Source organism: Bacillus benzoevorans (assembly GCF_014207535.1).
Classification (GTDB): Bacteria; Bacillota; Bacilli; order Bacillales; family Cytobacillaceae; genus Bacillus_BD; species Bacillus_BD benzoevorans.
The window spans coordinates 308,141-332,502 of record NZ_JACHGK010000003.1; the positions used below are offsets into that span (position 1 = coordinate 308,141).

Below are 24,362 nucleotides of genomic sequence, written 5' to 3' on the forward strand. Positions count from 1 at the left end.
GCAGTGCAAAAAAAGGAAGGCAGTATATGTGAGGAAGATTTGAAGAAATAAAAAAAGCAACAGCCTGAGCCATTGCTTTCATAATGATTGATTATGCGCGGGAAACATAACTTCCGTCAGTTGTGTTAATAATTAGGCGATCACCTTGGTTTACAAAGAAAGGAACTTGAACTACCAGACCGGTTTCAACTGTGGCCGGTTTAGATCCGCCAGTAGCTGTGTCACCTTTAATTCCTGGTTCTGTTTCTGTTACTTCTAATTCAACTGTATTTGGCAGTTCAACGCCAAGTGTTTCACCGTGGTACAAAACGATTTGTACTTCCATGTTTTCCTTCAAGAACTTTAATTCATACTCAATGGAGCTTGCTGGAAGTTCAATTTGTTCATAGGATTCATTGTCCATGAATACGTGCTGGTCGCCGCTTGCATATAAGTATTGCATTCTGCGGTTGTCAATTTGTGCTTTCGCTACTTTTTCACCGGCACGGAAAGTTTTTTCCTGTACACCGCCAGTCCGTAAATTACGAAGTTTCGAACGTACAAAGGCGGCACCTTTACCTGGTTTAACATGCTGGAAATCCATTACGCGCCAGATTCCATTGTCCACCTCAATCGTTAAGCCTGTACGAAAATCATTAACAGAAATCATAAAAAAATCCTCCTAAACTTATCACAATATAATGAGTTCTTTGGCAGAATGGGTCAACAGTTCATTGCCATCACTTGTGATTAAAACATCGTCTTCGATCCGGACACCGCCAAGTCCTGGTATATAGATACCAGGTTCGCAAGTTACGACCATACCCGGTTCAAGAATCGTATCCGATCGGAAAGAAACGGCTGGACCTTCATGGACTTCAAGACCAATTCCATGGCCTGCAGAATGACCATAATAGTCACCATACCCTTTTTCCGTAATATAATCCCTTGTTAAAGCATCTGCTTCTTTCCCGCTAAGCCCCGGTTTGTAGCCTGTCGCACCGCGAAGCTGAGCCTCAAGGACAATATAGTATATTTCCTTTAACTTTTCATCCGGCTCCCCTACAGCAATGGTTCGGGTGATATCGGACACATAACCTTGATATAGGGCGCCAAAATCCATCGTTACGATATCGCCTTTTTCAATCAATTTAGCCGTTGCGACACCATGCGGGAGGGCAGAACGAACGCCCGAAGCGACAATCGTATCAAAAGATGATGCTGTTGCTCCAGCCTTTCGCATAAAGAACTCTAATTCATTCGAAACTTCAAGTTCGCTTATTCCTGATTGAATGAATTGTAAAATATGGGTAAATGCAGCATCAGCAATTTCCGCTGCTTCCTTTAATATCTTAATCTCTGCAGCGGTCTTAATCAAGCGTAACTTTTCAATCACCCCGGATACTGGTACGAATTCTACTGAAACAGCACTCGTATATTCTTGATAAGTGGAATATGTCATATGGTCCGGCTCAAATCCAAGTCTTTTTATTCCTTGTTCCTGCGCAAGCCCCGCTATTTCATCAGGAATGGTCCTTTGCTGCTGAATGATTTCATACCCGGTACATTGCTTAGACGCTTGCTCCACATAGCGGAAATCAGTAATAAAATAAGCCTTGCTCCTCGTGATCAAAACAACACCGGCTGTACCGGTGAAGTTAGAAACATAACGTCTGTTATAAGGACTGGTGATTAACAATGCGTCCAGCCCCTGTACTTCTATCGCCGCGCGGAGTTTTTCGATTTTTTCCAAATGACCCTCTCCTTTAATCAATCCGCTGATGCATGTTAATCATTGCCGGTCGGAATTTCGGCGGGTTAAGACTACTTCCAGCCGGAATCATCTATCGCTTTTCTTAAAAAAGAGCGGCAACCAGCATTTGCGGATTTTTTCCATTTCAATGCTTATTACTATGGAATATTTTAACACAACTCATGCCGCTACAGTTAATTTAAGTGGAGGGTACTTCCTCACGGCCGCCGCGTTCCTCCTCCCGCTGTCCTGAATATTGCTCATAGCTGATTGTATAGCCAACAAATAGACCATATAAAGCATAGAAGCAAGCGGAAGTTATAATTGTATTGAAATCAATCTGGTTAAATGGCTTGATTCCTGGAAAAAGCGGGTGCAGCACAAGAAAGACAAGTAAAAATAAACCAAGACCATAGGCAATGCCGACCCACATGCTTTTGAATCTTCTCAGCAGGGCGTAATAAATGAGCGATGCCAGAATGGAGACTCCACCAAAGAATATAATGGAAATAACCGTTCCCAGCCATCCTTTTTTCCATCCCCCCAATGCCCACGGTTCTAAAATCACTCTAGGGGGAATATTGGTTAAATTAATGACATACGCCAAATAAGCAAGTCCACTGAATAGAATCCCTCCGACCAAACCGGTTAATATGACCAACGTCATAAAGGACATGGGTTTTTCTTTTAATTCACTTTTTTCTCTTGTGTCTTTTTTTTCTTCTGCCATTTCTAACACCTCCATTACTAGTATGTCCTCCTTGGTTTATTCCTTGCATAGAATAACAGCACAATGAACAAATGATGGTTCATTTTCATATCATATAAGCAAATATAATTGAAAAACAAATAAGAAATTAAAGGTTTTTTTTATTTCAGCTAGAATATATATAATATAGGTAGATTAATAAAGATAATTCTGATAAAATATTCCATTAAAAATTTCACCAAACCTTTTCAATCATCTTTCTATTCTGATTTTTTTAAAAATACTCATATTAAAGGAAAAAACATGTTAAAATTAGTTATATAAATAAATATTTCAGATAAAACAAGTTTAAAAGCGACAGAAAATGCTCATCATGCTCATAGGGAGGTGGCTTTCATGAAAAATAGGATCTATACTTACGTTGTTGCAGGATTAATTATCTTTGCGGTCGTTGGTGCATTTTCAAATTTAATAACGAATCCCCTTGCCGTTTTAAAAGGACTCGGGTTTATGATAGTGACCGTTGCTGTCATTTTGCTGCTCGTGAAACTTTTTTACAAACCAAGTCCAGAAAGACGTGAGCAACGAGCATTCGTAAAAGCCGCAAAGAGAACAACAAAAAAAGGCAAAGTCAGTCGACCTGCAACGAAAATGAAATTAAAGCCTACGCAAAAGCAAAGTTCTATTACTTCCTTCAAAAAAATGAAAATCCGCAAAAAAACCGATTCGAATCCAAACTTAACCGTTATTGAAGGAAGAAAAGGGAAAAAGAAAAACCGTGCCTCATTTTGAGACCCGGCTTTTTTTCTGTCTATTTTGGTGATTTAATACGCCCAAGACGATAAAAATTTCCGGGCACATTCTCTCCCATAATTTTTCAGCTTCAATTTCTTCTCCTCAGATATCGAAAACTCGGTTGTTAATCCTTCCTGCAGCGGAATAAAAATAATATCCTTTTCATGTTTTCGGGATATATAACGCGAGTCATGTGCATCCTTCATCGTTTCAAACAACGCCCCAAATAATTGGAGCGCATTACTGATCTCATTTTTGGGATGATCCTGCTGCTGACTACTTAGCTTAATTCCTAAAACAGGTCTAACCTTATTCACGTTCTCCCGATCAAACAGCCACATCGGAAAATTGCTCAATACCCCGCCATCTACAATAATACTCGTTTCGTGCTGAGATTTCAGCCGGACAGGCTCGAAAAAAAATGGGAGACTGCAGCTCATTCGAATCGCTTTGGCGATGGGGAATGTGTTCGGCTCAATTCCATAAGAATTTAGGTCATCCGGCAGCACCAAAAGCCGGCCATTTGTTAGGTCGGAAGCAATTACCCTTAATGACTGCGGCGGTAGATCGGCAAAAGTAACCAACCCTTTTTGCGCCAACACGTTTGTGAGCCATTTCTCTAGTTCGTTTCCTTTATAGAGACCAAGCCTCCAGTATAAATAAAGCCATTTTGTAACAGCCAGCGGCAGTATTGATCTTCTTTCATCTAACAGCATCTCTAATTTAAGATCACTTAACAGTCGATCGATTTCATCACTTGTATATCCCGCAGCAATTAAACCGGCAATAATTGCTCCTGCACTTGCTCCTGCGACACGGACAAATTGAAAGCCCCTTTTTTCGATCTCCTCATAGGCCCCAACGAGGGCAATCCCTTTGATGCCCCCTCCAGAAAAAACACCGTCAATATACATAGCAGCCACCCCTAATGAAGTGTTCTATACTACATATTTAATCGGGCGGGGCATAAAATAGTACATTGGACAATGAAAAAAGATGGGGGACTGGGGATATTTTGATTGTTTAGTCGCTCGGTTCTGGATGATTGACGCGGTACCCTTTATGAAAGACATTTTTCTCTATTCTAGACCTAAAAAGGGAATCAGCATTCCCGCCGATTCCCTTAGACCGTTCATATTCTTAAATATAGATTACAACCCGCATTTTAATTGTGCATTACAGTTTGTACAAGTGTTACAGCCGCCGATTTCTTCGACTGTTCCTTTGCGGCAAACAGGGCATGTGTCGCCGACCTCAGATCCAATCGTTACAGATGTGGAGCGAAGATCATTGATTGTGTCGATTAAAACCACATGTGATTCAGGTTTCTTGCGTTTTTTCAGCGGCTTATCATCAACGCTGTTTTCTTCTGCTTTCAGCGTCAACACTTGTGAATCGCGTGAACCGTCAACATAAACTGTTCCGCCTTTTGCGCCGCCATGGTATAAGCGTTGATATACCTTTTCAACCTGTTCAACGCTGTAGCCTTTCGGTGCATTCACCGTCTTGCTGATTGAACTATCAATCCAGCGCTGGATCACACATTGTGTATCCGCATGTGCTTCCGGTTCGAGTTCCATCGCTGTAATAAACCAGTGAGGAAGATTTTCCGAATCTGCTTCTGGATGTCCATCTAAATATTCTTGGACAATATCTGCTTTTACTTCAATAAATTTACCTAATCTTCCGCTTCTGAAGTAAGAGAAGGAGAAGTATGGTTCAAGTCCAGTTGATACTCCAACCATTGTCCCGGTTGATCCCGTCTCTTTATTCGCATAAAGACGCTACTCTTTATACCGCCCATATGAGCTGCTTGTGCTTTTACACAAGGATAGACTATATCAAACACTCAAGGAAGAGTGCCCTCCTATTTCCCTCGTCCATCACTTACGAGGTACGAGCTGCCGCTCTAGTCGTTGAAGCTTTTACCTTATCATTTTTTGTAAGAGATAAGGTAACTTGCCTGCTGATTGCCCATTGTTACATCCGTTTCATTTTTATACCCTCACGCTTATTGTTACCAATTACGTTGTGGTTGAAACGGCTTTAGGGTGTCCCAGCAATTAAAGAGGTTTCGATTATGTGTCGCCACATAAAAGCCCAAATTATTTAGGTGCAACAGTTAATAAGTGGGAATTACGAATACCATGTTCAAGAATCGATTCCCTGATATCTTCCGGCATTTTCTTCATGTAGCCTGTATCAATAAAGGCTTGGCGAAGACGATTTGTGTCCTCATCCTTTTCAGCGGTTAAGAATGGGAAGCTTCCTTTTTCTTTTGCCAGTTCTACAGATGTACGGTAAGCGGTTGTTGCCATGATTTCAAATACTTTATCAACGAGTTTATTTCCTTCTTCAGAACCGTATTCTGTTTCGCAATAGATTAGCAGGTCATGTAATCCCATTACCCCAAGACCTACACGTCGCTCACCAAGAGCCTGCTTTTTATTCTCTTCAAGGAAGTATGGAGTTGCGTTAATAACATTATCCTGCATGCGAACGCCAACTTCGACTGTTCTTTTTAGTTTTTCAAAGTTAACTGTTTTGGTTTCTTTATCAGCCATTTCAGCTAAGTTAACGGCTGCTAGGTTACACACACTAAATGGTGCGAGAGGTTGTTCCACTTTTGTTATCTCAAGGACTTTTTATTCCTTGATTCTTACACTTGTTATTCGTGTAAGGTCAGCATATCTTTTCACTAATAGACTTTAGTGCTGCGGCCTCGTGGATCGATTATATTCTGTTATTAACAGGTTCACGATCTATGCGTTGCCCCTGACTGAAGTATTACCTCCAGCCTTCGGTTCGGATTAGCAGTTTTCAGCCTTCCCGCTTTATTCCGCAGTTTTTAACGTGAGGCAAATCAAGCTGCTCTACCACACGGATTCGTTGCTACAACTTTTTGACCGTAAGCTTTCGCATTTGTCATGTCGTTGGCATTGTCTATGAAGAAGATTCCCGGCTCTGCAGAGTACGTCGCGCAGATATTAATTAAGTTCCAAAGCTCTTTGGCACGGATCTTTTTATAAGTGCGGACTTTATGTCCAAGTTGTTCCCACTCGCGTACGTCCCCTACTTTATGCCATTCTTCATTATAAAGTTTCATTTCTTCGCCACTGTAACCTTCAACATCTGGGAAACGAAGCTCATAAACCGCATCATTTTCAACAGCTTCCATGAATTCCTTCGTTAAGCAGACAGAAATGTTGGCTCCTGTTAAAAATTCAGAGTTATGAACAGAGAATGTTCCTCCTGTTTCCAATGTTTCTTCAGCATGTGCGATAATATCTTCACTGAAGCCGCCGTACCCAGGAATATTTTTGTAATTCACAATTCCTTGATACATCGCTTTTTCCTGCTCCGTTAATGGAGTAAATTTCAGCTTGTCTTTTGCCAGCTTTTTAATTTTTTCATCCTCTGTATTATCAATCAAGAAGCGTAAAATACGCGGATTTTGCATTTTGGCAATGATAAATTCAATAATATCTGGATGCCACGTACATACCGTCCCTTTCAGGATATTTGTTCTGCTTTTCAGCAGACGGCCTAGACTATATCATCACCCTCAGCATTATCTGTTAGGGGCCGGGCGCTTGTGAGAGTTTATTGTTGGGACTCACTCTCTAGTCGTTGAACCTTCGCCATTACCTTTGCCCAATGACGCTTGGCTGCAGATTGTCCAATACTTACAATTTTCAGCATTCACGCTCACCGTTTCCAGTCACGTTGTAGCTTGTAAGTCTCTAAGGATTTCCCTGCAATTCACCCAATTTTCTAGTCGTTCATTCTCTGAACGACGCGGACTAGTGCATCTATATCTTCACTTTCTCAATCCGCTAACATAATCATCTGAGCGCCCCTGCGCGAGCCGCCCTGCTCAACTAAGTGAGTCAATTTCGCAATATCATCGAGCCATGATACAGAACCGGATGATTTGCCGTTTACTCCTTTTGCCAGCGTGTTGCGCGGACGAAGTGTTGAACCGTTTGTTCCGACACCGCCGCCGCGGCTCATGATTTCCATCACCTGCTTGCGGTGTTCGGAAATTCCTTCTCGGGAATCCTGTACATATGGCATGACATAGCAATTAAAATAGGTCACATCTGTATCAGCACCTGCTCCGTAAAGCACGCGTCCCGCCGGAATAAAGTTCAAATTCACAAGCTCCTGATAGAACTTCTCGAACCATTCCTGGCGTTTTTCTTCCGTTTCTTCTACCGAAGCAAGCCCCCATGCATTCCGTTTCGCAATTTGCTCATAGTAGATTTCCAGCGGTTTTTCAATCACATCCAGCGGACGTTTAATCACGCCTGTCTTTCTTTCCTCCGGATCGTCTAATGACGCGCGGAATTCTTCTTCCACCAATACTTTAGCAAATTTCTTTTCCCAGTTAATCTCTAAGATGAACCCGAGACCGCGGGCTGGAAATTTTGGATCCTCTTTAATCGTCAATACAACGAAGTCTCCGCTTGCCAGCGTTGTTTTTTCCGTATCCTTAAAGGTATAACGGTCCAGCATAACAAGGCGGGAGACCCCTTTGTGAGTGATTTTCATATCTGAAGTAACAGGGAAAACCTGCGGGAAAAGTTCTATATCCTTATTTAATCGCTGTAAATCCATATTTAATTTTTGTCCTAACACAACCGACATATATACAACTCCTTCAAATAGTCTCCATGTAAGCTCTATGTTCGATTTAATAGATAACTTTTTTGGCTATTTCAATTTCAGTAATTTAAAGTTATCACACCCACCTAATAAAATCAATATATAGTGCTATAAATATTTATAATGACACAATATATTGAAATCGGGTCAAGTATTTCTCTATTTGTCAAACTTAAAATAAACTAAAAAAGAGAGAATAATAGAGATAAAAACGGATTATCACCCATAATTGCTAAAATTCGCCTTTATTTACGACTTGCACTTTTTGCTAGAAAGGAGTGCAGATAAAGCCATAAATTTCATATAAAAGGACTATGCAAATAATGCAAAGTCCGCTTATTTCATAAAATTCCATTCATCACTTTCATAACGTTCTTTCGCGATAGTATGGACATACTCCAATTCTCCTGCTGTTAATTCGTATGGCTCTAACTGAATATCCAGACCTTCTTCAAAGCCTTTGTGAAAAGCCGTTTTTGCCTCTTCAAGCGTAATCTGTTTCGGACTGATATCATTAATGGCCACGGCTTTATTTTTAAAAGCTTTCTGCATCCGTTCTTTTACCCTCTCATTTGGATATTTAAACAGACTGAAAAGCTTGTCTTCATCCAAATCAAGTAAAATAGAACCGTGCTGCAGAATGACACCCTTTTGTCTCGTCTGGGCACTTCCGGCAACTTTTCGTCCTTCGACCACCAGCTCATACCAGCTTGGAGCATCGAAGCAGACAGCTGAATGCGGGCTTTTTAAAGCTTGTCGTTCCTCTGCCGATTTAGGTACGGCAAAATATGCCTCTAAACCCAGTTGATGAAATCCTTTTAAGATCCCCTCAGAAATGACTCGGTAAGCTTCTGTCACGGTTTTCGGCATCTTCGGATGGGACTCTGATACAATGACGCTGTAGGTAAGCTCATGTTCATGGAGAACACCCCTGCCCCCGGTTGGACGGCGGACAAACCCCAGTCCCTGTTTCTTTACAGCTTCCAAATCGATTTCCTTTTCCACCTTTTGGAAATAACCAATCGACAGTGTGGCCGGGTTCCAGCCATAAAATCGAATAACGGGCGGAATTTTTCCCTCGCTCTGCCAGTTCAGCAATGCCTCATCCAATGCCATATTAAACGCAGCAGAACTATTTCCTGAGTCAATGAATCGCCATGTCTCTTTCAACATCATCGCCCTCGTTCTTGTAGTTATTATTGAAAATCCTCTTTGAATTGCGGCAAAATACCCATTCACCACTCGGGTAGAGCTTTGCCTTTATCTGTTTTCACACAAACTCTAGTCTAACAAAAATGGATTAAAAAACAAAGTAAGTTTCTTCCTAAAGTTTTTTTCTTATTCCCTTTACTACAAGGAGATATAACTTATATAATATTATTTGGCTTATCTAAGCGCGAAAGGAGAAATTATTTTGCAGACTCTTTATTTCCTTCTCATTTTGAGTGCAGCATTCCTCATCTATTCACTCATCACATGGCTGTATCAGAAGAGAATTGTGAAAACCTTAACGGAAGGAGAATTCATTTCCGGTTACCGCAAAGCACAGCTGATTGACGTTCGCGAACCGAATGAATTTGAAAATGGACATATTTTAGGAGCAAGAAATATACCATTATCACAAATGAAAGCGCGTCTTCAGGAAATTCGCCCGGACAAGCCCGTTTATTTATACTGCCAAAGCGGGATGAGAAGCGGACGTGCAGCTCAATTACTGCACCGAAAAGGCTATAAAGACCTTTCTCACTTAAAAGGCGGCTTTAAAGGCTGGACTGGTAAAATTAAAACGAAAAATTAGCAGTATAATAGGCTGCCCCCATAGGTGTCAGACGCCCTCGCATTTACACTTTAAGCGGCGGAGTCTGGCATCTTTGCAATAGGACAGCCTGTTTATGTTTAACTAATAAAGTTTATTTTTGATAGCGCAGTACCGGTGTCCGGGCAGCCTTTGTTTCATCGAGACGACCGATCACGGTTGAATGCGGAGCTTCTTGAACGATTTCCGGATTTTGCTCCGCTTCCTTCGCAATTTGAATCATGGTCTCTATGAAGCCGTCAAGCGTTTCCTTTGACTCTGTTTCCGTCGGCTCAATCATGATACACTCCTCCACATTAAGCGGGAAATAGATCGTCGGCGGATGATAACCGAAATCAAGCAGGCGTTTCGCCATATCAAGCGTACGAACCCCCAGCTTTTTCTGGCGCTTTCCGCTTAAAACAAATTCATGCTTGCAGTGCTTAGTAAATGGAAGATCAAAGTACGGTTCCAATCTTCTCATCATATAATTGGCATTTAGTACGGCATATTCCGTTACCGCTTTTAAGCCGTCAGGACCCAAGGAGCGAATATACGTATAGGCACGCACATTAATACCAAAGTTTCCGTAATAAGGCTTCACACGGCCAATCGACTGCGGACGATCATAATCCAGCACATATTGGTCACCTGACTTCGCCACAACCGGTTTAGGCAAAAATGGAATGAGATCAGCCTTCACCCCGACTGGACCTGAACCGGGACCCCCGCCTCCATGCGGACCGGTGAACGTTTTATGGAGATTTAAATGAACAACATCAAATCCCATATCTCCAGGACGTGCTTTTGACAGAACAGCATTTAAATTAGCACCGTCATAGTACACCTTACCGCCTGCATCATGAATGATCTCTGTTATTTCAAGAATACTCTCTTCAAACAGACCAAGGGTATTTGGATTTGTCAGCATCAGTGCTGCTGTATCAGGACCCACGACTTTCCGTAAATCCTCCAGATCCACTAACCCTTTCTCGTTTGATTTAACGGTCACCGCTTCAAAACCAGCTACAACAGATGACGCAGGATTCGTACCATGTGCCGAATCCGGGACTATGACCTTTGTCCGGCCGCTATCGCCATTTGCCTCATGATAGGCGCGAATCAGCATCAGCCCCGTCCATTCCCCATGAGCACCGGCAGCAGGCTGTAAGGTAACGGCATCCATGCCGGTAATTTCCGTTAAATGTTCCTGCAGATCATATATTAATTCAAGTGCACCTTGGACAGATGATTCATCCTGCAGGGGATGAAGATGGGCAAAGCCATTGAAGCGGGCCACCGCCTCATTAATTTTCGGATTATATTTCATCGTACATGAACCTAACGGATAGAAACCGGAATCAAGCCCATGGTTTCTGCGCGACAAAGCGGTATAATGACGCATAATATCCAGCTCTGACACTTCCGGCAGCTCAGCTTCCTCTTCACGGATATAACCTTGCGGCAGCAATCCAGCTATATCCACTTCAGGCACATCAAATTCCGGCAGACTGTAACCGACGCGTCCCGGCGTACTCACTTCAAAAATTAATGGTTGATTTTCTTTATGCATGGTTATCCCCCAATTCTGTCACAAAATTATCTATTTCTTCTTTTGTTCGTAATTCTGTTACAGCGATCAGCATATGGTTCGCCAGTTCCGGATAATTACGGCCTAAATCATAGCCGCCAATGATCTGCTTCTTTAATAGATCCTGATTAATTTCTTTTATTGATTTATTTAATTTCACGACAAATTCATTGAATGTCGGCCCTTCGAAAACCACCTGAATTCCCTTTTGCTTTAATGCCTGTTTCGCATACTCGGTCTTTTTGATATTAGCCGCTGCCATTTCCCTGACGCCTTTTTTCCCAAGTGCTGTCATCGAGACTGATGCCGCCAAGGCATTTAATGCCTGGTTCGAACAGATATTAGAAGTCGCTTTTTCACGGCGGATATGCTGCTCACGTGCCTGCAGCGTTAAAACAAAGCCTCTTTGTCCTTTTTCATCAGAAGTCTGTCCAACAAGACGTCCCGGAACTTTCCGCATAAGCTTAGATGTAACAGCGAAATAACCGCAGTGCGGACCGCCAAATGCAGTCGGAATACCAAAAGGCTGCGCATCGCCGACCACAATATCCGCACCAAATTTACCGGGAGGTGTTAGAATTCCTAAAGCAAGCGGATTACTTGAGACAACCATCAGAGCCTTCGCGCCGTGAATCACCTCCTCCAACTCTTTTAAAGGCTCAACTGCACCAAAAAAGTTCGGATACTGCACGAGTACGGCCGCTATATTCTCGTCAAGCAGCCCCTTTAATGCTTCCACATCCGTGAGCCCGTTTTTATGCGGAATTTCCACGACTTCGATTCGCTGACCCTTTGCATAAGTGCGCAGCACTTCCTTTGATTCCGGATGAACGCTGCTTGAAACCAGTACTTTTTTGCGCTTGGTCTGCCCGCAAGACAGCATGGCTGCCTCCGCCAGTGCCGTGCCTCCGTCATACATCGAGGAGTTCGCGACATCCATCCCCGTTAATTCACAGATCATTGTTTGATATTCGAAAATCGCCTGCAGTTCCCCTTGGGAAATTTCCGGCTGATATGGTGTATAGGCAGTGTAAAATTCTTGCCGTGAAATCACGTGATCGACAATAACCGGGATATAGTGGTCATATACACCCGCTCCCAAGAAACAAGTATTGCTGCGCAAATCAGCGTTTTTCGCAGCCATTTGTGATAATTCCTTTAGCAAAGCCGGTTCAGATTTTACCTTTTTGATGTTGTATTCGCCTTTAAATTGAACCTGCTCTGGAATATCGCTGAACAATTCAGCGACAGATGAAACGCCAATAGCCGAAAGCATAGCCTTTTTATCCTCTTCTGTCATCGGTAAGTAGCGGTGATTCATTCTTTTCTCCCCCTCGTCCTATTTCGCCCTTTTATAAAAAGGTGTTTCGATTACTTTTGCTTTTAATCGTTTTCCACGGATTTCAACGAATAGTTCATTTCCCGGATTACCATGCTCGGTCTTGATTAGGGCAAGGCCAATATTCTTATTCAATGTCGGCGACTGTGTTCCCGTCGTGACTTCACCAATCCGTTCCTCGCCGGCATATACAGGATAGCCATGGCGCGGAATGCCCCGATCAATCATCTCAATACCGACAAGCTTACGCGGCACACCCTTTTCCTTTTGCTCCTGGAGTGCTTTTTTTCCGATAAAATCAGCCTCTTTCTTCAGCTTAACAGCAAAGCCGATTCCCGCTTCCAATGGCGAAATATCCGCCGACAGCTCTTGACCGTACAATGCCAGCACTGCCTCAAAACGAAGCGTGTCCCGTGCCCCTAAACCAATCGGCAGAACGCCTTCATCGCGTCCAGCTTCGAGGATTTCACGCCAAAGCGCTACAGCGTCTTTTGCGTCACAATAAATCTCAAAGCCATCCTCCCCAGTATAGCCCGTACGGGAGAGAAGCACTTTTTTCCCATTAATGACCACCTCTTGCTGAAACTTAAATGGACCGATTTCACCCAAGGAAGTGCCTGATGATATCAGTTTGGCAAGAATGGATTCCGCCAGCGGTCCCTGTAGTGCAAGCTGAGACACGTTCTCTGAAATATTTTCCAGCTCCACATCACCCTCTTGATTCTTCTTCAGCCACTCGTAATCTTTTTCCGTGTTTGAAGCATTGACAACAAGTAAATAATCATCATCTTTTATTTTGTAGACGAGCAAATCATCCACTGTTCCGCCGTTTTCATAGCACATCGCATTATATTGGGCGCCGCCGTCTTTGATTTTACTAATATCGTTGGTACACATTTTTTGCAAAAATTGAAGACTCCCTGGTCCTTTAACCGTTACTTCTCCCATATGGGAGACATCGAATAGTCCTGCCTTCGTACGGACCGCTTCATGTTCTTCTTTAATACCGGAAAATTGTACAGGAAGCTCCCAGCCTCCAAAATCGACCGTTTTTGCACCATAATCCTTATAAACTTCAAAAAGCGGGGTGTGCTTAAGCTCTGACATACAAAAATTCCTCCTTCATCATAGGGCTTCAATACCGGGCATTCCTTTATCATACATTTGTTTTTTATAACGGATTTAAAGACCACAAAATCAGCATACTCGCCCCATTCGGAGCTACAAATGTATTCTCTCCCCTTGCTGTCATTCACATTCATATAATTTTTTATTATGGTTATACTACTCTTATGAAAAATTATTTATTTTGTGTTCATTTTCTAAACGTTTTCGAAGGCTATCCTACCATTTTATTCCATATCGAGTAATACCATTATTGGAGGGATTCGTATGACGATGCAGATTGAATTTGATCCTTCATGGCAGGAGGATTTCGCCTCTCGGATCGAGGCGGACGGTCCATGGGGAAATTGGGAATTATTCAAGCTGGCCATGGAAGTGGAGCACCATGTCGTCATTCCGGAATTTGAAGGGCTCTTGGCACCTAAATATTTATCCCAGCTTACCCCGCTGCCGCATCAGCTGGAGGTAGCGAAGCAAGTCGTGGAAAATATGAATGGCAAGGCTATTTTAGCGGATGAAGTAGGGCTTGGAAAAACGATTGAAGCGGGTTTAATTTTAAAAGAATACATGATTCGCGGCCTTGTGAAAAAAGTATTAATCCTGGTCCCAGCCTCCCTTGTCACGCAGTGGGCTTCCGAATTAAACAGCAAATTCTACATTCCCGCTGTGGCACAGAGAAAGAGCTATGTTTGGGAGCAGTGCGATGTCGTCATTTCTTCGATCGACACGGCGAAACGGAGTCCGCACCGCGACATCATCTACAGCCTGGACTATGATTTAGTGATCATTGACGAGGCTCATAAATTAAAAAATAATAAAACGAAAAACTATGAATTTGTGCAAAACCTAAAAAAGAAATTTTGCCTGCTTCTGACAGCTACACCAATACAAAATCGGATCAGCGAAATCTTTAATCTAGTTTCCTTATTAAAACCAGGGCATCTTGGCAGCGAAAGCGACTTTTATAATCAATACAACAAGGATTCCCGCTCGGTTGACGATGATGAGCACTTGAAGGAACTCGTCAATAAAGTGATGATCCGCAACCGCCGCACTGACACTGGAATTGAATGGACAAAACGGATTGTTGATACGATTGCGATTGATTTTTCTGCCGAAGAGAAAGAGCTGTATGACGCGGTCAGCTCGCTGCGCGGCGCAGACAACAGCAGAATGTTTTCTGTGATGACGCTCGAGCGGGAAGCCTGCAGCAGCAGAGAAGCGGTATTCTACACCTTAAAAAATATGCTCAGTAAATATGAAGAGCCATCACCTGCTTTCACCGGGCAGGTGCAGCAGTTAATCCATCTGGTCGAAAAAGTAACCTCTAATGCCAAAGCGGAAAAGGCGCTTGAACTGATCAAGCAGATAAACGATAAAGTGATTATCTTTACGGAATACCGCGCCACACAATTATATTTACAATGGTTTTTAAAACAGAATGGCATCACCTCTGTCCCTTTCCGCGGCGGCTTCAAACGCGGAAAAAAAGATTGGATGCGCGAGCTTTTTAAAAATAACGCCCAGGTCCTAATCGCGACAGAAGCCGGGGGTGAGGGAATCAATCTCCAATTCTGCCATCATATCATTAATTTCGACCTTCCCTGGAATCCGATGAGACTCGAACAGCGGATTGGCCGGATCCACCGGCTCGGTCAGGAACAGGATGTCAAGATCTACAATTTTGCGATCAGGGGCACAGTCGAAGAACATGTATTAAAGCTCTTATACGAAAAAATCCATTTATTTGAAAAAGTGATCGGGGAACTGGATGATATTTTAACGAAACTGGAATTTGGCAATATTGAAGATCATTTAATTGATATTTTTAACCACTCCTCCTCAGAAGGAGAAATGAAAATCAAAATGGATAATCTGACATCCATGATTCAATTTGCTCAAGAGATGAAGGGGGACGCAGACTATGCAGCAACAGGACATTCTTAATTATTTAGAGCGTTATTTTCTCGCCAACGGCTGTGAAATGAAAGAAAATCAGCCGGGATATATGACAGTACAATTAACCGTCGACCTTGATAAAGAGTTGATGAACCGTCCCTTTTACTGGCATTATCTTGAAAAAACAGGCGGGGTGCCAAATCCAATGACCCTCACCTTGATTCATGATAGAGAGAAAGCTCCTGAAAATATAAAAGGGGAGACAGTTCATTTCGGTTCCCCCCGGCTGCATCAAATCTTTCAATCGGCGAAAAACCTGGCACGATATATTCGTTTATACGAGGATACACCCAACCCGGAGCAGCAGCAGCTCCCTTTAAAACCATGGCTTGGTCTGAATGTAAAAATCTCGTACCAGTGCGACCGCAAAAAGGACATCTTGCGCTCGATCGGCTTGCAATTAATTAACGGACAAATGGTCGAAAACTTTTTTGCCCGTCTGACGCAATGCAAACTCACACCGAAAATACCAGACTATTCCTTTACCCTTTCTCCTCTAATCATGCCAAAAAGCGGCGTTCTAAGAATTGAAAATTATTTACGCCGGGAACTGGAACAGGAAGATACTACTTGGGCAGAAGAGGCAAGGATACGGTGGCAACAGGATTTAGCCCTCCTCGAACATTTTTATCAGGACAGCGAAGAAAAAGGAGAGAGCTATTCAATTGAGAAAAAAGCATTGCAGGAGCAATACGAGCCGAAAATCACCATTTCCATTATTAACGGAGGCTTATTTTACCTTCAATCTTAACAGAAAAAGGGGGCTGCCTTGCGCTGGATCATAAACCTTCGGATTCCTGCGGAAGTCAGCCCCCTGTTTTATTCCGTTTCATTTTTAAACTTTAGCTTCTTTCTTTCCCGCATTTGCAGCATAAAGACAAACGGGACAATCCCGAACCAGCGGTACATAAAGCCCGCTCTTTGTTCTTTTTTTTCCTGCCGCAGTTTTTTCCTTTCATCCCGCGGCTGGTCAATATATTGAACAACTGTCTGCGTAATATATTTTACGTAATCATTTGTTTTCATGTTCAAACCACCTTATATCACAATGAACATGATTAGTATGTCCGCAAGTTACTTTTTTAAACCTGGTATTTTTTGTTTGCGGCCGTCACATTTCAATCCATTTAAAAATCTTTCCCAGATCACGGTCATAATAGGCATGCGCTTGAAACACGGACACTTGCTCTTTTTTTATAAAAATAGATATATCCCATACACTATCTGTTATTTCTTTTATAGAATACTCCACTTGCACCTCTGAAATTGAAAAGGTCCCGCCCGCTGCTGAAGGTTCTTCAGCAGCAAGCTTTTCTTCCAATACCTGAACGGTCCGTATAATATAGGTGTCCATCATTAAAATATTTTCTGTTTCCTTAGTCATTTTTTTGACTGTCAGAAAATGCTCCATACTTAATAGAAGGATGGTGGAAAACAGGAGAAGAAAACAGAGCGTCAATGGATACATAAAACCCTGTTCGTTACGTACCATCGCTATTCCCCTCAACAGGCGTGCGAATCAGCACCGAATAGCCTTGCCCAAATGTATCGGACACATCGATCCTGACTCCCTGCAGCACGGGTTCAAAGGCAGCTGTTTTAACCTGTTGCAAAATCAACTCATGTCCTTGCCCATCCACTCTTCGACGCAGATTTGAGCCCCACATTTTATATTCAATGAGATGTGTATTCATCCTAATCATGAGACAGTCCCCTGTGATCATCAGCTCATCGCTCATGCGGATTTCTTTTTTCGCCTGGCTGACAAAAACCTCCCATTCCATCTCCTGCAAATCTTCAGCAAAAACGCCCTGACTTAAAAGCAAGTTCACCCCTAAAGGGAAAAAGGAGACAAGTACTAAAAACAACGAAAAGGAAAGAAGCATCTCGACAAAGGTAAAACCGCTGTTATGGCACTTCCCGGCATAATTGATTCTTTTTTTGCAGTACGTCCTCATAGGTTACACACACCTCCTTTCCCCCTTCCTGCCACATGACCTCATAGAGGATGCCACCCTTTACCACGGTGTTGTTTATCCTCTCAGGATGTTCAATGAGAACGGTTTGAATCGACTCATATAAAAGATGAAATGCCTCTTCCTGCTCATAAACTTGAATCGTCTGTTTTTTCACCTGCAGGATATACGGCACGATAAACCCTGCAATCAGCAGCCATCCCGCAAGACTTAACATCAGTTCAGCCATATAAAAACCGTCATTCTTTAACAATTTTGATTCTCCCTACTCCAATTTGAATGGTGACCACATAATTTTGTTCCCCAGCAGAAAATTTAATCGTGCCAAATTGGGCAATCCTTCCATCCTTGTTAAATTGAAAAATGGGTTTTAATGTCCCTTGTCCCAGTTTAATCGCCTGAGAAATCTCACGTTCGACAATCGGCTTCCCGCCAGAACTCTCCATAATTAAATACTTGTTTTCCTGAGGTCTCATATACACAACAACCAGCTGCTGCCTGGAAATGGCATACTGCTGTGCATAGAGAAGGTCACCCTTCAGCTGTGTGTAGAATTTCTCTTTTTCAAACATAAGATACTGCGGCCGAAGCCACACCGCCGAGACCGATGCCATAACAAGAAATACACTCAAAACAAACAGCATTTCAATGAGCGTAAAGCCAAATTGAGTTTTCATCTTATGTTCCCTCAACTCCCCGCAACAGTCACGGTACCATTCACGGCATCAATCGAAATGGCTTTGCCATTTGGACAGCTTGCTTCTCCCTCCTTTAAATAACCAGCCCCCTGAAGCTCAGCAAATGACGGTACCGCGCCATTATTGTCCATACGATACGCCTGCACCTGACCCTCGACCATGCGGACAAATGCTTCACAGCCCTTGCTGTTAATCGTTGAATTATTTTTTGTCACATTCGGTATCGTAATGATTAATAAAACCGAAATCACGAGCAAAACGATCATCATTTCTATCAGCGTGAAACCTTGTTGATTTTTTACCATATTCCTTCTCCTTTCATTAGAAACTATCCAACATATGAAACATCGGCAGCAGTACCGCTAAATACATGGAGACAATCATCAGACCAATCATAGCAAAGAGAGCCGGTTGGATTGTTTTCATTGTTTTATCAATTTTGTCTTCAAGCCTTTGCAAACAGGATTGAGAAAAAAACACCAATTCCTGATCTAACCTTCCGTTTTTCTGCCCATGGTGAATGATCATGGATAATTCCTTTTCAAAAAATGAATACTGCTTCACAATCTCGTCCAATTTCCCGCCCATAATGAGCCCCTGCTTCATCTCAGTTGCCAAACTGCTGTAAAAAGGCTGTTGGACATTTTTTTCAAATAAAGAAAGCGACTCATTTACCGATAATCCGCCGCACAGCAGATAACTCAATTGGATAGAAAAATAATGCGTGTAATAGAGGCGGAAAAAGGAAGCTGCAAACGGAATTTTCATCAGCCTTCTTTTCTGTTCTAACGGGTGTATTTTACGGAAGCGGAAATAATAATAGGATACGAGAAGGATGAGCAGTAGGAAAAACAGGGAAAAGAAAAATGGCAGAGAGTCAGCGAAAGCGGTCACAACTCGAGTGAAAAAATTTTTCTCGACATTCATCGAGACAAACAAGGAAGAAAAGCGGGGCAGAAGTAATTTCTCCATAAAAATAAAGAGAAAAAGCGTGGTCAGGATGAGAAACAGAGGGTAAAGCAGCAACTTTTGCAGTTTCGCCGTATCCCGCACTCTTTTTTCCATCATCCTGCTGCCGGCAAGAAAAGCCGTGGATAGATCGCCGTGCTGTTCAGCGAAAAACACATATCCGATTAAATCATGATGAAACCCTAATTTTTGTAAGACCTGATAAAAACTCTCTCCCCTTTTTAAGGCTTGAATTCCTTCTATTAATATAGTTTCATGCCTATTTGGCAAGTGATACAGGATGGAATTCAGTGCTTCGGCTAATGAATACCCTCTTGTCAATAGCTCCCCCGTCATGGATAAAAACTTTACCTGTTCATCCAGTGTCCATTTACGTTGTTTCATAAGATAATATCCATGCATCATATTCCTCTTCCTTTATATAGCCTAAGGCAATTCCTTTCCGAATTTCATCGTGCAATGTCCGAAAACGGTACTGGGAATGCTCCCCCCTGGCTTCTCTTAAAGCGGAGAGGAGTGGTTGCCCGGAAAGAATTTCAAACACACTCGCCCGCTTTACTCTGCTTAATGAATAACAGGCCGGCGGACATTCTCCCTCACATAATGGGCAGGTCAGCTCCACCAAACGCTGTGCCGTTACCGCAATCAAGGTTTGCTCGATCTCCTGATTGTTTACCCCAAATTCACGAAGGCGGTATATGGCTCCTTTGGCATTTCTCGTATGCATCGTTGTTAACACAAGATGGCCTGTCAGCGCAGCACGTACAGCAATTCTGGCTGTTTCCGCATCACGAATCTCTCCTACCATAATAATATCCGGATCATGCCGAAGAATGGCCTTCAGTCCCGTATGATAGGTGATTCCCGCTTTTTCATTCACCTGTACCTGGAGCACGTAATCATTTTCTCTTTCAATCGGATCTTCTAAAGTAATAACATTGCGGTTCAGAACGTGGGAAGATTCATGTATGAGCGAATATAACGTAGTGGTTTTCCCGCTTCCTGTCGGTCCTGTAAGAACAATCAATCCGTGAGCGTGCCTCATCAACCCCAGTAATTGCTGTGAAACGGAAGGAAATAGAGCGAGATGATAGTTTGGAACCATCCCTTCAGGGGGAAGAAGCCGGATCACAAGGCTTTCATTTTGGCTTGATGGCAGCGTCGACAGCCGCAAACCAATGAATGCATCGCCAAGCTGATAGGTACAGGCACCGCTTTGTGGCCGCCTTTTTTCTCCAATATCCATCGATGCTATAAATTTAAAATGAGAGATTAAACGGTCACATTCTTCTTTGGGTAAATACGTTTTGGGAATAAGTTTGTTGGAAATGCGTAATTGGATAAGGGTATCATTTCTTCGGGGGATAATGTGAATATCGGTGGCATGACTTCTAACAGCTTCAGTCATCATTCTGTCAGCCAGCCTTTCAATTAAGCTCAAGTGCTATAGCACCGCCTTTCTTTTTGAACTACAAAGTCTAGTGCTCTCCTGCCTGATCTTATAATAAAGGAAATGCATAGGTTTGTATCAATGTTCACAAATTATTCATATATTTTTTTGAATCGTGCTTCTGCTTCTGTTCAATAACTGTTTTTAATATTATAATAATATTCATATTACAAAGTACCCACAGCTTATTTGCAAAATTTGTCGAATAGGTGTGAAGTTTTTTCTAAATTTCACTTTAAATACTGTTTTCCCTTTCATAATAGTATTATAATTGAATTAAAATAGCTGCACGAGGTGAACTTCAAATGGAACAAACTTTAAAGATAACCAATGTTTTATCAGATCCGACCCGTTATTATATTTACACCTACATTACAAAAAGTCATAAAGAAGTAACAGTTCAAGAGATCGCAGACAATTTTAATATTCATCCCAATGTAGCCCGCCTGCATCTTTCGAAACTTGAAGATGTCAACATGCTGGTTTCTGAAACGAAAAAAACCGGAAAAGGCGGCCGTCCAAGTAGACTATACCGCTTGTCTGATGATGTCATTCAATTGCATTTTCCGTACAGAGATTATCAACTATTGTCAAAAATTGCGATGCAAACCATGGCTTCTCTTGGTGAAGCAGGACAAAAAGCACTTCATGCAACAGGTAAACGGTTTGGCCTGGAATTAATTGAACAGGAAGTATCCAAAAATCCGCAAATTGGGGAAACGATGACATTCGAGAATAAGCTGAACATCATTAAAAGTGCAGCAACCCTTGCTGGTCTTTCACCGGAATTTGTTGTAAATGAAGAGCAATCAAAAGTTTACTTCCAGGTGTTTAACTGCCCATTTAAAGAAATAGCATCCGAACATATGGAAAGTGTCTGCCAAATGCATGCATCATTCTTAAAAGGCATGTTTGAAGCGCTGTTCACAGATGTTGATCTAGTTGAAGGGGACAATATCATCGCTGGCTGTGAAGCATGTTCTTACCAAGCAACTCTTTCAAACTAACGGGTTCTTGCTATTAAAATGACCGTCATCTTGATAAATAGCGCAAAGTAAAGCAATCAGCATTCTGGTTGCTTTCATTTTACTAGCAGATATTTTGCAAATGTAAAAACAAAGTGCAAACGGTAGTTTACTTTTTCAGAATACTTCATTATAATAAGTGATGAATCTCATAGGCAAAGGGAGGGATACAGGTGGACCGAATGTTTCGAGTTTTAGGATTTTGGACAGGGATTTTTGCAGTTATGTTATATTTAGGTGATATGTATACAACATCCTTACTTTTCTTCGTTCAAACAGGGTTCTTTCTGCTTCTCAGCTATTTAAAGCTATCTGAGCGTATGTACATCTATATTTTTGGCGGGTACTTAACAGTATTTTTCATCGGTTTTACATACTGGACAACCTTTATGATGATCCCAGGTGCAGGTGGCCATTAATACGCTCAACAAAAAAGCGATGTATCATCATCGCTTTTTTATTTTGTAAACTCTTACATTTATGATTTTTTTGTGAACAAGCCATCAGCAGATGTTCACTGCTTTTCCTGCAGCAGCACCTGAAAAGATGTGCTCATACTGCCTGGCATAATCAGGCTTTTAATCGCACGATTTCGTTTGCCTGCCTCAGAAAATGGATTAGTGTCAGCATGGTCCTCCAATTGCTTTAGAATGCCGATATGGAGCAAAAATTCATCCTGGCGCCATTTCCCTGCTGTAACTAAGCCGCACTCTTCGCCAATCTGTTGCAGCGTGTCCCAATCGATATGGCTTGTTACATCCATTTCTCCGGGATGGAGGAAGATATTCTCTATGAGCTGATGCTGATAATATCCTCTTAGACTGCCATCACGCCGCGCCGGATGCTTCCATTCTTCACGAGTATAGCCATAATCAACGGTAACAATCATCCCTTCCTCTAACACTAATGCCATTTCTTCTGCCATGTTCTCCATCGCAAGCGCAATTTCGATCCGCTGCCCTTCAAACAACTCCACGTGATATTTCTCGACATAAGCGGCAATCGCTTCATGCCTCAATTCCGTTTCCCGTTCGATAAGCTCTTCTCCCTCACATGCCACCATCACTTCAAACTGTTCCCCATTCTGTTTTTTTATCACGTGAACCGGCAAGGCATCAAACAGTTCATTGGAAAAAATCATGCCGCAAAACGGGGCTAACTCGGCAAGCGACGCTATGTATGTAACAGGTCCCGCACCCATGAGCAGCTCTTTTTGCCGCTTAATATGGTAGGGGCTCTTCTCCACGATGAAATAAGTAAGTGGAGGATTAGCATGCTCCTTCCATTCCTCAAGAAATGCTTTGGCAAATCGGCCATTCCCCGCACCCAACTCACAAAAATGAGGCAGCAGTTTTTTTTCCGCAACGAGAGAAGCAAACCATCTTGCCACAGTCCTGCCAAAGATATCGGAAATATTACTTGTGGTAATAAAATCTCCCTGACGTCCTATTTTTTCTTCCTGCCGCATATAATAGCCATATTGAGGATGATATAAGACTAATTCCATATACTCCGCATAAGAAATCATTTGCCCGGGCTGCTGCTTGATATAATTAATAAGATAATTTTTCATATTCACTCCATTTAAATATGTTTTTACTATTGACACAGTGTTAAAATTGTTATATCTTATATTTAGCAACTTTAATAAATCCCCTCCCATTACTAGAATTCGAACATTCCCAAGGAAGACCCTTCTCGAAAGAGAGGGGTTTTTCTATTTTACCCCCTTTTTTTAAAAAACAGCCTTTGGTTTATCGCGTCTGATCTCCGCTGACTCCAAAGGCTCTTTTATTTTACTTTATACGATTAAAATCCATTAAGAAACGGATTGGATTCCATTTCCCCACTAATGGTTGTTGTCGGACCATGTCCAGGAAGCACTTCTGTTTCCTCTGGCAGCGTCAATAATTTTGTATGAATGCTATTGAGCAGCTGTTCATGGCTTCCCATATAAAGGTCAGTTCGTCCGATACTTCCATGGAACAATGCATCCCCAACACATACTAAACCAGAATCCGCGAAATAATAGGAGACACTGCCTGGAGAGTGTCCAGGTGTTTCAAACAATTGAATTTGAAAACCGCCAATATTCAACTCCTGATCACCATCCAACAGATGATCCGCGTCACGGATGACAACATGCTGTCCGTTGAACTTAATCGATGCATTGTATTCCGGATTGGAAAGCCATTCCTGCTCATTCTTATGTACATAAACTGGAATGTTATATTCATCGCGAATCACATCAACCGCGCCAATGTGATCATAATGGGTATGAGTTAAAAGGATAGCGGCAGGCTTTAATTGCTTTTCCTTTATGATATTAATTAGTTTGTCCCCTTCGTTCCCTGGGTCCACCACCACGCAGGTTAAATCTTCTTTGGCGAGGATATAAGTGTTTTCCTGAATCGCCCCTACAGGTATTTGTATAAAATCCATAATCGTCCAAATCCTCCATTTCAATCATATTTCCAAATTAATATTACACTATCCATACAGGAAATTGAAACATTATGATTGCAGTATAC

24 protein-coding genes and 4 pseudogenes are annotated in these 24,362 nt (G+C 42.2%); 6 read left to right on the forward strand and 22 right to left on the reverse strand.

Going from position 1 to position 24,362, the window contains the following annotated elements; all coding sequences use genetic code 11:
- Positions 1-91 precede the first annotated feature (91 nt).
- From efp to HNR53_RS07285, 3 genes are all read right to left on the reverse strand, one after another.
- Positions 92-649, reverse strand: a complete 558-nt coding sequence (gene efp / locus HNR53_RS07275) for an elongation factor P (protein WP_184524337.1) — start codon at positions 647-649, stop codon at positions 92-94.
- Between the two features lie 21 nt (positions 650-670).
- Entirely contained in the window at positions 671-1,732 is a 1,062-nt protein-coding gene (locus HNR53_RS07280) for a M24 family metallopeptidase (protein WP_184524340.1), read from the reverse strand.
- A 199-nt stretch (positions 1,733-1,931) separates the two neighbouring features.
- Positions 1,932-2,477 carry a YqhR family membrane protein gene (locus HNR53_RS07285; RefSeq protein ID WP_246439385.1) on the reverse strand — a complete coding sequence of 182 codons (546 nt, stop codon included), beginning with the start codon at positions 2,475-2,477 and terminating at the stop codon, positions 1,932-1,934.
- A 360-nt stretch (positions 2,478-2,837) separates the two neighbouring features.
- Between HNR53_RS07285 and HNR53_RS07290 the strand changes: the two genes are divergently transcribed.
- A complete protein-coding gene (locus HNR53_RS07290; RefSeq protein ID WP_184524342.1) occupies positions 2,838-3,233 on the forward strand; it encodes an SA1362 family protein in 396 nt (131 codons plus the stop codon).
- A 32-nt stretch (positions 3,234-3,265) separates the two neighbouring features.
- Here the strand turns inward: HNR53_RS07290 and HNR53_RS07295 are convergent, their stop codons facing one another.
- The 6 genes and pseudogenes from HNR53_RS07295 to HNR53_RS07320 form a co-directional block, all read right to left on the reverse strand.
- Positions 3,266-4,150 (reverse strand): patatin-like phospholipase family protein, encoded by an 885-nt coding sequence (locus HNR53_RS07295; protein ID WP_184524344.1) that lies wholly within the window; start codon positions 4,148-4,150, stop codon positions 3,266-3,268.
- A gap of 237 nt (positions 4,151-4,387) precedes the next feature.
- Positions 4,388-4,999: pseudogene (locus HNR53_RS07300) on the reverse strand (vitamin B12-dependent ribonucleotide reductase); the annotation flags it as partial.
- 348 nt (positions 5,000-5,347) lie between these two features.
- Positions 5,348-5,857, reverse strand: a pseudogene (locus HNR53_RS07305) (vitamin B12-dependent ribonucleotide reductase); the annotation flags it as partial.
- A 254-nt stretch (positions 5,858-6,111) separates the two neighbouring features.
- Positions 6,112-6,732: pseudogene (locus tag HNR53_RS07310) on the reverse strand (vitamin B12-dependent ribonucleotide reductase); the annotation flags it as partial.
- Positions 6,733-7,070: 338 nt separating this feature from the next.
- Positions 7,071-7,886 (reverse strand): annotated as a pseudogene (locus HNR53_RS07315) (ribonucleotide reductase N-terminal alpha domain-containing protein); the annotation flags it as partial.
- Between the two features lie 354 nt (positions 7,887-8,240).
- Positions 8,241-9,077 carry a lipoate--protein ligase family protein gene (locus HNR53_RS07320; RefSeq protein ID WP_184524488.1) on the reverse strand — a complete coding sequence of 279 codons (837 nt, stop codon included), beginning with the start codon at positions 9,075-9,077 and terminating at the stop codon, positions 8,241-8,243.
- 241 nt (positions 9,078-9,318) lie between these two features.
- Between HNR53_RS07320 and HNR53_RS07325 the strand changes: the two genes are divergently transcribed.
- Positions 9,319-9,702: a rhodanese-like domain-containing protein gene (locus HNR53_RS07325; protein ID WP_184524348.1), complete on the forward strand. Its 384-nt coding sequence runs from the start codon at positions 9,319-9,321 to the stop codon at positions 9,700-9,702.
- A gap of 112 nt (positions 9,703-9,814) precedes the next feature.
- On the opposite strand, the gene gcvPB is transcribed toward HNR53_RS07325, so the two are convergent.
- Genes gcvPB through gcvT form a run of 3 tightly spaced genes read right to left on the reverse strand, consistent with a single transcriptional unit; the run spans position 9,815 to position 13,736 of the window.
- Positions 9,815-11,272 (reverse strand): aminomethyl-transferring glycine dehydrogenase subunit GcvPB, encoded by a 1,458-nt coding sequence (gcvPB, locus tag HNR53_RS07330; RefSeq protein ID WP_184524350.1) that lies wholly within the window; start codon positions 11,270-11,272, stop codon positions 9,815-9,817.
- The gene (gene gcvPA, locus HNR53_RS07335; protein WP_184524352.1) at positions 11,265-12,611 is read right to left on the reverse strand and encodes an aminomethyl-transferring glycine dehydrogenase subunit GcvPA; all 1,347 of its coding nucleotides are present in this window, start codon (positions 12,609-12,611) and stop codon (positions 11,265-11,267) included. Before gcvPA ends, gcvPB begins: the two co-directional genes overlap by 8 nt.
- 18 nt (positions 12,612-12,629) lie before the next feature.
- On the reverse strand, positions 12,630-13,736 hold the full coding sequence (gene gcvT, locus HNR53_RS07340; protein WP_184524354.1) for a glycine cleavage system aminomethyltransferase GcvT: 1,107 nt from the start codon (positions 13,734-13,736) through the stop codon (positions 12,630-12,632).
- 285 nt (positions 13,737-14,021) lie between these two features.
- On the opposite strand from gcvT, the gene HNR53_RS07345 reads away from it, so the two are divergent.
- Positions 14,022-15,701, forward strand: a complete 1,680-nt coding sequence (locus HNR53_RS07345; protein ID WP_184524356.1) for a DEAD/DEAH box helicase — start codon at positions 14,022-14,024, stop codon at positions 15,699-15,701.
- Positions 15,679-16,464 carry a YqhG family protein gene (locus tag HNR53_RS07350; protein WP_184524358.1) on the forward strand — a complete coding sequence of 262 codons (786 nt, stop codon included), beginning with the start codon at positions 15,679-15,681 and terminating at the stop codon, positions 16,462-16,464. The genes HNR53_RS07345 and HNR53_RS07350 overlap by 23 nt, the downstream gene beginning before the upstream one ends.
- Before the next feature lie 68 nt (positions 16,465-16,532).
- Here HNR53_RS07350 and HNR53_RS07355 read toward each other — a convergent pair whose 3' ends face one another.
- The 8 genes from HNR53_RS07355 to comGA form a co-directional block, all read right to left on the reverse strand.
- Positions 16,533-16,739: a YqzE family protein gene (locus HNR53_RS07355; RefSeq protein ID WP_184524360.1), complete on the reverse strand. Its 207-nt coding sequence runs from the start codon at positions 16,737-16,739 to the stop codon at positions 16,533-16,535.
- An 85-nt stretch (positions 16,740-16,824) separates the two neighbouring features.
- Entirely contained in the window at positions 16,825-17,205 is a 381-nt protein-coding gene (gene comGG, locus HNR53_RS07360; protein WP_184524362.1) for a competence type IV pilus minor pilin ComGG, read from the reverse strand.
- Positions 17,195-17,671, reverse strand: coding sequence for a competence type IV pilus minor pilin ComGF (gene comGF / locus HNR53_RS07365; protein ID WP_184524364.1), 477 nt, complete (start codon positions 17,669-17,671; stop codon positions 17,195-17,197). The genes comGG and comGF overlap by 11 nt, the downstream gene beginning before the upstream one ends.
- Positions 17,622-17,942 carry a hypothetical protein gene (locus tag HNR53_RS07370; RefSeq protein ID WP_184524366.1) on the reverse strand — a complete coding sequence of 107 codons (321 nt, stop codon included), beginning with the start codon at positions 17,940-17,942 and terminating at the stop codon, positions 17,622-17,624. Before HNR53_RS07370 ends, comGF begins: the two co-directional genes overlap by 50 nt.
- Complete coding sequence (gene comGD, locus HNR53_RS07375) at positions 17,929-18,366, reverse strand: competence type IV pilus minor pilin ComGD (RefSeq protein ID WP_184524368.1); 438 nt, start codon at positions 18,364-18,366, stop codon at positions 17,929-17,931. Before comGD ends, HNR53_RS07370 begins: the two co-directional genes overlap by 14 nt.
- Positions 18,367-18,377: 11 nt before the next feature.
- Positions 18,378-18,692 (reverse strand): competence type IV pilus major pilin ComGC, encoded by a 315-nt coding sequence (gene comGC / locus HNR53_RS07380; protein WP_184524370.1) that lies wholly within the window; start codon positions 18,690-18,692, stop codon positions 18,378-18,380.
- 16 nt (positions 18,693-18,708) lie between these two features.
- Positions 18,709-19,740 carry a competence type IV pilus assembly protein ComGB gene (comGB, locus tag HNR53_RS07385; RefSeq protein ID WP_184524372.1) on the reverse strand — a complete coding sequence of 344 codons (1,032 nt, stop codon included), beginning with the start codon at positions 19,738-19,740 and terminating at the stop codon, positions 18,709-18,711.
- Positions 19,727-20,797: a competence type IV pilus ATPase ComGA gene (gene comGA / locus HNR53_RS07390; protein WP_184524374.1), complete on the reverse strand. Its 1,071-nt coding sequence runs from the start codon at positions 20,795-20,797 to the stop codon at positions 19,727-19,729. Before comGA ends, comGB begins: the two co-directional genes overlap by 14 nt.
- A gap of 314 nt (positions 20,798-21,111) precedes the next feature.
- Here comGA and HNR53_RS07395 point away from each other — a divergent pair, with 314 nt between their 5' ends.
- Together HNR53_RS07395 and HNR53_RS07400 are read left to right on the forward strand one after the other, a co-directional pair.
- Positions 21,112-21,813 carry a helix-turn-helix transcriptional regulator gene (locus tag HNR53_RS07395; RefSeq protein ID WP_184524376.1) on the forward strand — a complete coding sequence of 234 codons (702 nt, stop codon included), beginning with the start codon at positions 21,112-21,114 and terminating at the stop codon, positions 21,811-21,813.
- Positions 21,814-22,004: 191 nt separating this feature from the next.
- Complete coding sequence (locus tag HNR53_RS07400) at positions 22,005-22,250, forward strand: DUF2626 family protein (protein ID WP_184524378.1); 246 nt, start codon at positions 22,005-22,007, stop codon at positions 22,248-22,250.
- A gap of 95 nt (positions 22,251-22,345) precedes the next feature.
- Here the strand turns inward: HNR53_RS07400 and HNR53_RS07405 are convergent, their stop codons facing one another.
- Together HNR53_RS07405 and HNR53_RS07410 are read right to left on the reverse strand one after the other, a co-directional pair.
- Positions 22,346-23,404 (reverse strand): class I SAM-dependent methyltransferase, encoded by a 1,059-nt coding sequence (locus tag HNR53_RS07405; RefSeq protein WP_184524380.1) that lies wholly within the window; start codon positions 23,402-23,404, stop codon positions 22,346-22,348.
- A 236-nt stretch (positions 23,405-23,640) separates the two neighbouring features.
- Positions 23,641-24,273: an MBL fold metallo-hydrolase gene (locus tag HNR53_RS07410; RefSeq protein ID WP_184524382.1), complete on the reverse strand. Its 633-nt coding sequence runs from the start codon at positions 24,271-24,273 to the stop codon at positions 23,641-23,643.
- Between the last annotated feature and the right edge of the window lie 89 nt (positions 24,274-24,362).